The organism is Microbacterium sp. KRD172 (assembly GCF_017168295.1).
GTDB lineage: Bacteria > Actinomycetota > Actinomycetes > Actinomycetales > Microbacteriaceae > Microbacterium > Microbacterium profundi.
In genome coordinates this window covers 378639-391169 of the sequence record NZ_JABFAS010000002.1, presented here as the reverse complement: position 1 = coordinate 391169, position 12531 = coordinate 378639, and the positions used below count along the sequence as shown (strand labels likewise).

Genomic DNA, 12531 nt, shown 5'->3' with positions numbered 1-12531 from the left:
TCAGGAGGACTCCCCTGACTTCCCCGAACTCCTTCCCCGTCCAGCCGCTGAGCCCCCTCGACGGGCGCTACCGGCCGGCCGTCGCACCCCTCGGTGATTATCTTTCCGAGGCCGGTCTGAACCGCGCTCGCGTCGAGGCCGAGGTCGAGTGGCTCATCGCCCTCACCGACCGGTCGCTGTTCGAGACGTCGCCGCTGGCGGATGCCGACAAGGAGCGCCTGCGCGGCCTCTACCGCGACTTCGGGCAGAACGAGATCGACTGGCTCGCTGAGAAGGAGGCCGTCACGCGTCACGACGTGAAGGCCGTCGAGTACCTCGTGCGCGACCGCCTTCAGTCGCTGGGTCTCGACTCGATCGCCGAGTTGACGCACTTCGCGTGCACCAGTGAGGACATCAACTCGGTCTCATACGCGCTCACTGTGAAGCGCGCCGTCGAGGATGTGTGGCTTCCGGCATTCGACGGCCTGATCGCCAAGCTGCGGGAGCTGTCGGTCGAGCATGCGGATGCTGCGATGCTGTCCCGCACGCACGGTCAGCCAGCGACGCCATCGACCATGGGCAAGGAGCTCGCGGTCTTCGCATGGCGCCTTGAGCGCGTGCGCGCCCAGATCGCGGCATCCGAGTTCCTCGCGAAGTTCTCTGGCGCGACGGGCACCTGGTCGGCCCACCTCGCCGCGGATCCGGATGCAGACTGGCCGACGATCGCCCGCGAGTACGTCGAAGGTCTCGGCCTCGGCTTCAACGTCCTCACCACCCAGATCGAGTCGCACGACTGGCAGGTCGAACTCTATGACCGCATGCGTCATGCCGGCGGCATCCTGCACAACCTCGCCACCGACATCTGGACCTACATCTCGATCGGCTATTTCACGCAGATCCCGGTCGCCGGCGCCACCGGATCGTCGACCATGCCGCACAAGATCAACCCGATCCGGTTCGAGAACGCCGAGGCGAACCTCGAGCTGTCGGCGGCGCTCCTCGGCTCACTGTCGCAGACGCTGGTGACATCGCGGATGCAGCGCGACCTCACCGATTCGACGACGCAGCGCAACATCGGCGTCGCGTTCGGGCACTCGCTGCTCGCGCTCGACAACCTGCGTCGCGGCCTGAACGAGATATCGCTGGCCCGCGACGTGCTGCTCGCCGACCTCGATGTGAACTGGGAAGTCCTCGCGGAGGCCATCCAGACCGTCATCCGCGCCGAGGTCGTCGCCGGACGTTCGACGATCAGCGACCCGTACGCACTGCTGAAGGAGCTGACCCGCGGTCACCGCGTCGGGGCCGCGGAGCTGGCATCCTTCGTCGATGGTCTCGAGATCGGGGATGCTGCGAAGCGGCGTCTGCTCGCTCTCACGCCGGCGACGTACATCGGCATCGCCGAGCGCCTCGCGAAGTAGCGCGCCGGGCGGGACGGCGCGGCTCAGGACTTCGAGGAGTCCGAGCCGTCCGAGCCGTCCGAGTTCGGCTTCGCGTTCGAGCCGTCCATGCCGGGCTCTTCGTCATACAGAACCGGCCGGTCGAGCGTCTTGTCCTGGTAATCGCGCGGGTCGACCGCGAGGATCAGCATCGACATGATGAGCAGCGTGACGATGAAGGCGCCACCGCCGATGACGAGGCCGAGGACGATCGGAGTGAGGCCCTGATAGGAGCCGTTCGCGATCGACACGTTGACTCGAGAGGTGAACGCACCGGTCGACACCAGTGTGACCACGGCCGCGAAGATGCCGCAGGCGAGCGCGATCCCGAGCAGGTGCAGCGGGCGCAGCAGCTCTCGACGTTCGGCCTTCTTCTCGCTCATGAGGCTCCTCCATTCTCGACCGAGGCGCTCGTGGCGTCATCGGTGTCGGCATCCTTCGTCTCGTCTTCCGTCGCGCCAGTGCGATCGGGCGAGAAACCGGCGATCCCGAGGAACACGGCGACGATGGCGGTGTAGCCGCCGAACATGCCGACGGCCAGGATGATCCCGGTGAGCGTCAGTGCATCCGTGCCTTCGACCGAGTACTGCAGCGAATAGCCTGCCGGGATGAAGAGCAGGACCACCGCGAGCACGAGCCCGAGCGCGCCGATGGTGATGGCATCCTTCGCCGTCGGATCGGTACGCCGGGCACGGAGTCCGGCGACGAGCTCGACGAGACCGCTCGCGGCGGCCCAGATGATCACCACGATGAAGAAGGCTCCGTCGGTGCGCCAGGTGGGGATACCACTGACGACCGCCGTGAGCAGATCGATGACGCCGAGCAGGATGAGGGGCCAACGCGAGCCGGAGGGGACGGCGAGCCACGCGCCGAGCACGAAGATGAAGCCGCTCGCGGCGACGAATCCTCCGAACACGGCGAATCCGACGGCAGCCGAGTGATCGGGCGAGAACGTGATCATGAGCGCCGACGCCGCCGCGAAGAGCGCGCGCAGCAATTGGATGTTGCGCACGGTGAATGTGCGAGCTGGGGCAGACATGACGGTTCCTCGGTCTTCCGGGGTGGTATGTCCAGTCTACGCGTGAGGGAGGAGCCGGCGTGCCCGACCGCCCGCGGTGCTGCTGTCGGGTTCGGCGGCGTCCCCAGAACGCTCACCGAACCCGACAGTTCACGCAGGGGGCCCTGCGTCGGGTCCGACCTTCAGCGCAGAAGCGGACTCCGCCTGCGAAGACCTGACCCGTGACCCTGCACATGACGCCCCGGGCCCGGAGTGTCTGCGACTGGTCCTAAGCTCAAGGTACCGAGTGCTTCTTCACATACCTGGGGGAGGTCTGTGATGTACGAAGAAGATTCAACAGGCACGATTGATTTCGCGACGGCTCTGCGAGACGCGATCACCGCGCGAGGCATCACTCTCGCACGGTTGCGGGAGCGGTTGACCGCCAGCGGCAATCCTGTCTCCGCAGCCACCTTGAGCTATTGGCGCTCCGGAGCCAGGCGTCCGGAAGGCCCGCAGTCGCTCGCGGCCGTCGATGAGATCGAGTCGCTGCTGCACATGGATGCCGGATCGCTGCGCCGGCTCGTCGGTCCGAGCCAGCGCGTCGGCCCCATCGGCACGCCGCAGTATCCGCTTGCGGCCGCGCTGCTCGAGAGTGCGACCGCCGAGACGTTCATCGCACTGGGCGCTCCGGTCATGGACCCGGGACGCGATGTCTCCACCACGGCCGTGACAGAGGTGGGCGCCGACGGATTCGTGATCTCGCGCACCACCCGCACGCTGCTGCAGAGCACCGCCGGCACGATCACCAACGTGCCCTACCTCGACCTCACGCCCGGAGTTCGCACACCTGCTCCGATCTTCAGCGTCGTCGCGGGCGGTCGCATCTCACGAGTCCACTCGCACCCCAGCGGCGAGGTGCATGGGGCGATGTTCGAACTCGAACGGCCGTTGGGCCCGGCGCAGACGACGATGCTGGAATGGAAGCTGGAGTTTCCGCCCGAGTATCCGCCGAACACCGAGACGGGCCACGGCGTCGCACGTCGCGCCCGTGAACTGGTTCTGCGGACCAGGTTTCACCCCGACGCGCTGCCCGACTGGATAGAAGAGGTCGAGGAGACGCCGACGCAGGCGATCGTGACCCCGCTCTTCCTCGACGGCGCCACGACCATCCATCAGGTCCGTCAGGCCTGGGGACCGGGGATGCTCGTGCTGCGCTGGGGTTTCGGCGCGCGCGAGTGATCGCGATCCGGCCGGCGGCATCCGGATAATACGGATTTGCGCTCACGCGCTGTGACGGCGCTGACTCATGTCGTCCAACTAATAATGCGCATTATCTGATTGACCGGTGCGCGCTCCACAGTCAGACTTCTGTCTCGTCACCTGCCAGTCGTGAGTCCCATGCGTTCGACAGGAATCCAGCAGATCGAGGAGGATCGATGCCGCGTCACCGCTTCACCCAGGCCGACGTCGCCGCGATGGCCGGTGTCAGCCAGTCGACCGTGAGCTTCGTCCTGAACGGGAACGCCCCTGTCGGCGTCCGAATCTCCGAGGAGACCCGCAAGCGCGTACTCGACGCCATCCGGATCACGGGCTACTCCGCGAACCCGGTCGCGCAGAGCCTCGCAGGTGGACGGAATCAGATCCTCGGCGTCTTCACCTACGAGACGACGTTCCCCCGCGGCGGCCGCGACTTCTACGGCCCCTTCCTGGTCGGCATCGAGCATGCCGCTGAGCAGGTCGGCGTCGACATTCTCCTGTTCACATCTGCCCGCGTCGTGGACGGAAAGCGTCGACTGTCACGCGACGGATGGCAACGGCTCGGAATCGCCGACGGCTGTCTGCTCCTCGGACAGCACGAAGATCAGGGGGAACTGCAGCATCTCCTCGACACGAACTACCCGTTCGTGTTCGTCGGCAAGCGCGTCAGCGAGGGACGGATGCTCCCGTACGTCGGCGCCGACTACATCGCTGCGACGGCGCGGCAGGTCGAACGCCTGATCGCAGCCGGTCACCGGCGCATCGGTTACGCCGGACCGCAGGGCGCGGACCAATCGACGCTCGACCGAGTGGAAGGCTACCGGCAGGCGATGAGAGCACATGGTCTGCCATTGCGCTTCGTCGACGTGCACGATGTGCCCGTCGGAGCGGAGGAGATCGCGGAGCGTCGGCTCACCGCGATCCTCGTCGCACCAGAGAACACACCGGACGAACTCGCACTCGCGCTGGAGGCGCGCGGCTTGCAGGTGCCCCGCGATGTGTCGATGCTGCTTCTCGGGCAGCCGATCCACCCTGGCGGCGCGGCGCGGCGCTGGTCGGGGTTCACTGTTCCGCGAGAGGAGATGGGCGCCCGCGCCCTCGTGCTCCTCTCCCGGATCGTCGAACGCGAGGCCGCCACCGGACGCACTCCCGCCGCGACCGATCTCGACGACGACGACCTTCACCAGATCCTCGATTGCCCCGATATCGACGGCGATTCGCTGGCGCCTGCACGCGACGTCGACGATCGGGCGCAGGCGCTCACGACTTCCACCGACACGGCTCCGGCCGCGACCCCCGAAGGGACCTTCAGTGACCACGCGTGAACTGACCACCGACATCCTCATCGTCGGAGCAGGATTGGGAGGCGTCGCCGCCGCCCTTGCCGCCGCCGACCGCGGGTCGCACGTGATCCTGGCCGAGGAGTTCCCGTGGATCGGTGGCCAGCTGACCTCTCAGGCGGTGCCGCCGGACGAGCACCCCTGGGTCGAGGAGTTCGGCATCACCGCCCGCTACCGCGCATTGCGCGACGGCATCCGCGACGTCTACCGGCGGCGCTATCCGCTGATCGACGGAGCCCGCGATCGCGCCGACCTCAACCCCGGCGCCGGCTGGGTGTCGAAGCTGTGCCATGAGCCGCGCATCGCCGTCGGTGTGCTGGAGGAGATGCTCGCGCCACACCGCTCTGCCGGCCGGATCGCACTGCTGGAGCGCCGCCGCCCCATCGCCGCGACGACCGATGGCAACCGGGTGACCTCCGTCACGCTCACGTCCGAGATCGGGGAGGACGACGTGACGATATACGCCTCCTACGTGGTCGATGCGACCGAGACGGGTGAGCTTCTGCCGCTCACCGGCACCGAGTACGTGACTGGGTTCGAGTCCAGGGCCGAGACTGGAGAGCCCAGCGCTCCCGAGATCGCCCAGCCCGACAACGTGCAGGCTCTCAGCGTCTGCTTCGCCGTCGAGCATGTGGAGGGCGACCACACGATCGAGCGCCCCGAGCGCTACGATTTCTGGCGCGACTACACGCCGTCCGCTTGGCAAGGCCATCCGCTCCTGTCGTGGACGGCGCCCAACCCCCGCACGCTCGAGACAGACACCCGCGCCTTCAGCCCGAACCCGGGCGATGATGCCCTCGGCGTCGACGCCGACCAGTCGAAGAACGCCGGCGATCAGAATCTGTGGTTCTTCCGCCGCATCGCCGCGCGCGACCTATTCGCGCCAGGGTTCTACGAGAGCGACATCTCATTGGTCAACTGGCCGAGTATCGACTACTTCCTCGATCATGTGCTCGACGTCCCGCGCGAGACCGAACTCGAGCGCTACGAAGACGCGAGGCAGCTGAGCCTGTCGATGTTGTACTGGATGCAGACCGAGGCTCCCCGGGCGGACGGCGGCACCGGCTTCCCCGGGCTGAGGCTGCGCCCCGACGTGATGGGCTCCTCCGACGGCCTGGCCCAGGCTCCGTATCACCGCGAATCCCGCCGCATCCGCGCGCTCACGACGATCACCGAGAACGACGTCTCCTACGCGATCCGGGGCGACGAGGGCGCGACCCGCTACGAGGAGTCGGTCGGGGTCGGCATGTACCGGATCGACCTGCACCCGTCCACGGGCGGCGACACATACATCGATGTGGCATCCACGCCGTTCGAGATCCCGCTGGGCGCCCTCATTCCCCGACGCGTGACCAACCTGCTCGCAGCCAACAAGAACATCGGCACGACGCACATCACGAACGGCTGCTACCGGCTGCACCCGGTGGAGTGGAACATCGGCGAGGCCGCCGGGCATCTTGCCGCGTTCTGCGTCGCGAACAGCACCACCCCGCACACCGTGCACTCCGACACCGCGCAGCGCGAGGCGTATCAGGGCGAACTCGACGCCACGGGGGTCGAGCGGCACTGGCCAGAGGGCCGCGTCCACGCGTACTGAGATGCGACAACCCACCCGAACACCACGATTCACAGAATGGAGAGACACATGAGTCACCCGCAATCACGTAGACGTGCACACCTCGCGGTCGGCGCCGGCATCGCAGCCGCCGCCCTCACCCTCGCCGGATGCAGCGGCGGAGGAACCCCCGAGACCGAGACGCCGGACGAACCGGTCGAACTGCGCATGACGGTCTGGACGGCCGATGAGACACAGCTCGCGCTGTTCCAGGAGATCGCCGACGCGTACGTCGCCGAGAACCCCGAGCTGGTGTCGGGCGTGACGTTCGAGCCCATCCCGTTCGACGCGTACACGACGACCCTGACCACGCAGCTCGCCGGCGGTAACGCGCCCGATCTGGGCTGGATCCTCGAGAGCTATGCACCGGAGTTCGTGCAGAGCGGTGCGCTGGTCGACATCGCGCCGACGCTGCAGGAGGCCGAGGGTTACGAGTACGACGACCTGCTGGACTCGTCGCTCGCGCTCTGGCAGAAGGATGACGGGCTCTTCGCCTATCCGTTCTCGAACAGCCCGTTCGCGATGTTCGTGAACACCGACCAGCTCGCCGCAGCAGGTCAGCCGAACCCGGCTGACCTCGTCGCATCCGGAGACTGGACCTTCGACTCCGCGCGCGACATGGCGGCCGCGGCAGCGGCTGCTTCGGGGAAGCAGGGTCTCGTCGTCCGCGACTTCGACTACAAGGCCTGGGAGGTGCTCGCCTCGGTATGGAACGGATGGGATGCGGCGCCATGGAGCGAGGACGGCACGCAGTGCACGTTCACCGATCCGGAGATGGTCGACGCCATGACGTGGATCCACGACGCGGTCTTCACGGATGCTGCGATGCCTGGGCCCGGAGTCACCGCCGACTTCTTCGCCGGTGACGCGGCGATGACGATCACCCAGATCAGCCGCGCATCCGCTCTCGACGACTCATTCGCGTGGGACATCGTTCCGCTGCCTGCGGGGCCCGAGGGCCAGCAGAACGTGATCGGCCAGGCCGGTATCGGCGTCTTCGCGAATGCGAAGCATCCGACGATCGCGGCCGACTTCCTCGCGTACTTCACCGCGCCGGAGAACGCCGAGAAGCTCGCGACGTACTTCCCACCGCCGCGGGAATCGCTCCTCAACGCCGAGACGCTGGGCGCCGCCAACCCGAAGCTCAGCGAAGAGCAGCTGCAGGCGGTCGTCGTCGACGGCATCCAGGACGCGGTCACCAAGCCGACGCACGCCAACTTCGCGAAGCTGCAGGACACCGTGCGTGCTGAGCTCGACGCGCTGTGGACGGCGGATGCCGATGTCGAGGCCGTTCTCGAAGACACCTGCGGCGCCATCTCACCACTGCTGGAGGGCTGATACCGCATGACCACCACCGCCGCCAGCGGCGCGGCCGAGACCACGGAGCGGAGGGGACGCACAGAGCGTTCTCCCCGCCCCGCGGGTGTGCGCCGGCGCCGCTCGGCCGCCACCCGCGGCGACTGGATCGTCGGTTACACGATGGTCGCCCCGGCCGTGCTCGGGGCGCTCGCCTTCGTGATCGCACCGCTCGTCGCCGTGTTCTGGTTCTCGCTGCACGACTGGAACGTCCTGGCGAACACGTTCGTGTTCTCCGGAACGGAGAACTACGAGCGGATGCTGAGCGATCAGGGTCTGCATGATTCGCTGCTCGCGAGCCTGTGGTTCTCGATCGGCCTGGTCGTGCTGAACATCACGCTCGCACTGTTCCTCGCCGTGCTACTCAATCAGAAGCTGCCCGGGACCACCACGTTCCGCACCTTCTTCTTCTCGCCGGTGGTCGTGTCGCTGGTGGCATGGACCATCGTCTGGAGCTTCCTGCTGCAGGCGGACGGCGGTATCAACGGATTCCTCTCGCTCGTCGGCGTCGACGGACCGAACTGGCTGCGCAACGACTTCACGGCAATGGTGTCCGTGATCATCGTGCAGGTGTTCAAGAACGTCGGCATGAATATGATCCTGTTCCTCGCCGCGCTCCAGGGCGTACCGGAGGAGATCATGGACGCGGCCCGCATCGACGGCGCAGGCGCGTGGCGCCGGTTCCGCTCGATCACGCTACCGATGATCAGCCCGACGATCCTGCTCGTCTCCATCCTGACGATCGTCGGCTCGCTCGAGGTCTTCGCCCAGATCGCCGTACTCACCGGCGGCGGACCGGGAAACTCCACGACCGTGCTCGTGTACTACCTGTACCAGCAGGCGTTCCGCTTCAACGACTTCGGCTACGCGAGCGGCATCTCCGTGCTGCTGTTCATGATCGTTCTGGTGCTCACACTCATCCAGTGGCAGACACGAAAGAGGTGGGTCTTCAATGAGACCTGACGCTCCCCCGGCCGACGTCGACCCGATCGACACGACGACCGTCGTGACCGGATCGGCCATCCCGCCGCGCCGCATGCGTGCCGGCAGTTCGCGCGCCAAGCGCCGGTGGGTCTCGATCGGGCTCGTCGTACTGCTCGCGATCATCAGCATCCCGTTCATCTTCCCGACCTGGTGGATGGCGACATCGAGCCTGAAGCCGATGAGCGAGATCCTGCGCAAGGTGCCGACGCTGTGGCCGGAGAATCCGAGCTTCGACGCGTACGGCGAGGTGTTCCGTCTGCAGCCGTTCGCACAGCAGTACTGGAACAGTCTCTACATCGCGGTGATTGTAACCGTCGGGACTCTGCTGGTCGCGGCGATGGCCGGATACGCGTTCGCGCGGATCCGCTTCCCCGGCGCGAACGCACTGTTCCTGGTGGTGCTGGTCGGACTGCTGGTTCCCAGCGAGGTGACGATCGTGCCGTTGTTCCGATTCGTGAACGGCCTGGGTCTGATCAACACGCACTGGCCGCTCATCGTGATCCCGATCTTCGGCGCACCCGCCGTGCTGTCGATCTTCATCATGCGTCAGTTCTTCCTCGGGCTCCCGACCGAGTTGGAGGAAGCCGGACGCATGGACGGCCTCGGTCGGTGGGGGATCTTCTGGCGGATCGCGTTCCCCCTGTCGCGCCCGGCTCTGGCTGCGGTCGCGATCTTCACGTTCCTGAAGTCGTGGAACCTCTACCTCGAGCCGATCGTGTACCTCTCGAGCAAGGACATGTTCACGCTGCCGCAGGCGCTCACGCAGTACGTCGATGCGTACGGCGGGCCGATGTGGAATGTACAGCTCGCCGCAACGACGTTGACCGTCGTGCCCGTGCTGCTGGTGTTCCTGTTCGCGCAGAAGCAGTTCGTCCAGGGCTTGGCGCACAGCGGGCTGAAGGGGTGAACGGTCCCATTGCGATACTCGTATATATGTTCCCCACTTTCTTATCCACAACCTGATGAATATCGTTCAAATGTCTGAGGTCGGGTGTTCAATGGAGGTATGCACAAGGTCGTGGAGCAGCTGAAAGGTCTCGAGGAGTCCCTCGACGCCGTGGTGCGCGGCGCCTTCGATGCTGAGATCATCCCCGATCTTTCGAACGCCGATCTCGCCGAGTTGCTGGTGGCCTGCGGGCGGATGCAGCGCCGGATCGAGGGCATGCAGGTCGAATCGACAGTGACAGTGGTCGAGCGATCGGCACCTATGCACGACGATCGGATCACGCTCACCTACGGATGTTCCAGTCCGACCGATCTACTGCGGATGCTGACCTTGTGTGACAATCACGCGGCACGACGCCTGGTGCGCGCTGCGCGGTGGATGCGTCGAGAGCGCAGCATCACCGAGGGCTGCTTCCTTCCGGGGAAATACCCGCAGTTGCGCGAGGCGATGGTCTCGGGCGACCTCGGCGTCGCGGGCCTGGTGGCAGCGATCGCGCCGCTGGAGCAGTCCGGACCGCGAATCCTCGAGGCAGAACTGCTGGAGGCCGACAGACAGCTCGGAGCGTTTGCCCGCGGGATCGACTCGGTGACCGATTCCGATTCTGATGCCGTCACCGCCGGCCCTCTTCCCACGCCGGAAGAGCTCGGTCTGTTGTCTCAGGCACTGGTGGCGTACCTCGATCAGGACGGCGCAGAACCCGAGGACCAGCGTGCGGCACGCAAGCGCGGTCTCTCGATCGGGAAGGTGCGCGAGGGCACAGTGCCTGTACGCGGCGAACTGCTGCCTGAGGTCGCGGGGCAGTTGCAGCTGCTGCTCGATGCGCAGCTGAACCCGCGTGTGGAGGCACCGGAGGACGCGTCGGGAGTGCACTTCGTACCATCCGGCGAGTTGCCCGACGAAGAGCTCGCGCGCACAGACGAGCGCACTCGTACGCAGAAGCAGCACGATGCATTCGCGGCGATCCTGAATGTCGCCGCACGCTCCGACCAGATGCCTACCTTGGGCGGCGCGGCGCCGACGCTGGTCGTCTCCGTCGACGCCGCCGACTATGCGACCGGCAACGGCTGGGCGCAGGTGCTGAACACTGGCGCACTCATCCCCGCGCGCGTGGCAGCACAGACCGGTTGCGCCGGCGGCATTCAGCGAGTGCTGTTCGATGACAACGGCCGTATTGTGTCGATCGGAACCTCGGCCCGCATCTTCAACGCCCTCCAGCGACGGGCGATCACGCTGCGCGACGGCGGATGCATCATCCCCGGCTGCACGATCCCCGCCACCTGGTGCGAGGTCCATCACGTCCAAGAACATGCCGACGGTGGACCGACGCATACCGATAACGGCGTGCTGCTGTGCTGGTGGCATCACCGGAACCTGCACCTGTCGGAGTGGCGGATCCGCATGCGTGACGGAGTCCCTGAGGTGCGCGGACCGCGGTGGTGGGATCCGGATCAGGTCTGGCGACGGGCGGGTAGAAGCGGATCACCCGCTGATAGCCGCCGACGCGCACATCAACGCGGTCGAAGATCTGCCACCACCTGACTTAGGCGGACTGCAGTCAGCGAGTGCTCGACCACGCGGCTACTCCCCTGTGGCTACCGGGCGACCAGGCGTGTTCGACCACTGGCTCCAGGAGCCGTGGAAGATCTTCGCGTCGATGCCCGCTTCGGCGAGCACAAGCGCGGTGTGTGCTGCGGTGATACCCGAGCCGCAATAGGCGGCGACCGGCGTGCCATCGCCGATGCCGGCATCCGCGAAATTCTTCTTGAGCGTCTTCAGGTCGAGCAGTGTTCCGTCACTCGCGACGTGCCTGCCGGTCGGCAGGTTCACGGCACCCGGGATGTGCCCGGCGATCGGATCGAGCGGCTCGGTCTCGCCGCGGAAGCGCTCCGGCGCGCGCACGTCGAGCAGCACACCGGATGCTGGGACCTCAGCCGCTTCGTCGATCGTGAGGCTGTCGCGCGAGACATCCGCGAGGGTCGCCGTGCCCGGTTCGGGGGTCACATCGCCCGTCTCTGTGTCTCCGCCGGCATCCTTCCAGGCCTGCCATCCGCCATCGAGCACCCGCACATCGACGCCGCCTTGACGCAGCAGCCACCACGCGCGTGCCGCAGGAAGGCCGCCCGCATCGTCGTACGCGACGACCACGTCACCGTCGTTCACCCCCCATCGGCGCGTAGCATCCTGCACCTGCGAGGTCGACGGCAGCGGATGCCGCCCCTCGTCAGGCCGGCCGTGCCGGGTGAGCTCGCTCTCGAGATCGACGAACACCGCTCCGGGGATGTGGCCCCTCAGGTACTCCTGCACACCCTCCGGCTGCACGCTCCCGCCAGGAACGCTCAGACGCCAACGCACGTCGATCACGCGCACGGCGCCGTCGCGCATCAGGTCGGCCAGCTCGTTCACACTCACCAGATGAGACATGGTTCCAGGCTACGGCGGCCCGAGGTCGTCGAGCGGCACTGGTCCACTCACAGGCACGTTCCAGTGGGGACTCGGACCTGCCGGCGAGGAGCCGCTGATCGGGCCCTGCGGAACGCGGTGAAAGGAGGAAAGTGTCGGCCCCGATCGAGGCAACCGACACTTTCCTCCTTTGACGCGCTGGGCGCGACGGTGCGACG

11 protein-coding genes are annotated in these 12531 nt (G+C 66.7%); 8 read left to right on the top strand and 3 right to left on the bottom strand.

The genetic code is table 11. The annotated features are described in order from the left end of the window. The first annotated feature begins 14 nt into the window (after positions 1-14). Positions 15-1397, top strand: a complete 1383-nt coding sequence (purB, locus tag J1M43_RS02100) for an adenylosuccinate lyase (RefSeq protein WP_206477289.1) — start codon at positions 15-17, stop codon at positions 1395-1397. A gap of 23 nt (positions 1398-1420) precedes the next feature. Here purB and J1M43_RS02095 read toward each other — a convergent pair whose 3' ends face one another. Beyond that, a complete protein-coding gene (locus tag J1M43_RS02095) occupies positions 1421-1798 on the bottom strand; it encodes a hypothetical protein (protein ID WP_033105698.1) in 378 nt (125 codons plus the stop codon). After that, complete coding sequence (locus J1M43_RS02090) at positions 1795-2454, bottom strand: acyl-CoA synthetase (RefSeq protein WP_033105697.1); 660 nt, start codon at positions 2452-2454, stop codon at positions 1795-1797. The genes J1M43_RS02095 and J1M43_RS02090 overlap by 4 nt, the downstream gene beginning before the upstream one ends. Positions 2455-2751: 297 nt before the next feature. On the opposite strand from J1M43_RS02090, the gene J1M43_RS02085 reads away from it, so the two are divergent. The 7 genes from J1M43_RS02085 (at position 2752) to J1M43_RS02055 (ending at position 11452) form a co-directional block, all read left to right on the top strand. After that, the gene (locus J1M43_RS02085) at positions 2752-3654 is read left to right on the top strand and encodes a hypothetical protein (RefSeq protein WP_241245172.1); all 903 of its coding nucleotides are present in this window, start codon (positions 2752-2754) and stop codon (positions 3652-3654) included. Between the two features lie 197 nt (positions 3655-3851). Next, complete coding sequence (locus J1M43_RS02080; protein WP_206475576.1) at positions 3852-4997, top strand: LacI family DNA-binding transcriptional regulator; 1146 nt, start codon at positions 3852-3854, stop codon at positions 4995-4997. Next, complete coding sequence (locus J1M43_RS02075; RefSeq protein ID WP_206475575.1) at positions 4984-6609, top strand: FAD-dependent oxidoreductase; 1626 nt, start codon at positions 4984-4986, stop codon at positions 6607-6609. Before J1M43_RS02080 ends, J1M43_RS02075 begins: the two co-directional genes overlap by 14 nt. Positions 6610-6657: 48 nt before the next feature. Beyond that, positions 6658-7965, top strand: a complete 1308-nt coding sequence (locus J1M43_RS02070) for a sugar ABC transporter substrate-binding protein (protein ID WP_052166838.1) — start codon at positions 6658-6660, stop codon at positions 7963-7965. Positions 7966-7971: 6 nt separating this feature from the next. Continuing rightward, positions 7972-8946: a carbohydrate ABC transporter permease gene (locus J1M43_RS02065; RefSeq protein ID WP_084595693.1), complete on the top strand. Its 975-nt coding sequence runs from the start codon at positions 7972-7974 to the stop codon at positions 8944-8946. Then, entirely contained in the window at positions 8936-9874 is a 939-nt protein-coding gene (locus tag J1M43_RS02060) for a carbohydrate ABC transporter permease (protein ID WP_200880970.1), read from the top strand. The genes J1M43_RS02065 and J1M43_RS02060 overlap by 11 nt, the downstream gene beginning before the upstream one ends. Before the next feature lie 99 nt (positions 9875-9973). Then, on the top strand, positions 9974-11452 hold the full coding sequence (locus tag J1M43_RS02055) for an HNH endonuclease signature motif containing protein (RefSeq protein ID WP_033105695.1): 1479 nt from the start codon (positions 9974-9976) through the stop codon (positions 11450-11452). Positions 11453-11491: 39 nt separating this feature from the next. Here J1M43_RS02055 and J1M43_RS02050 read toward each other — a convergent pair whose 3' ends face one another. After that, entirely contained in the window at positions 11492-12334 is an 843-nt protein-coding gene (locus tag J1M43_RS02050) for a sulfurtransferase (protein ID WP_033105694.1), read from the bottom strand. Positions 12335-12531: the final 197 nt, after the last annotated feature.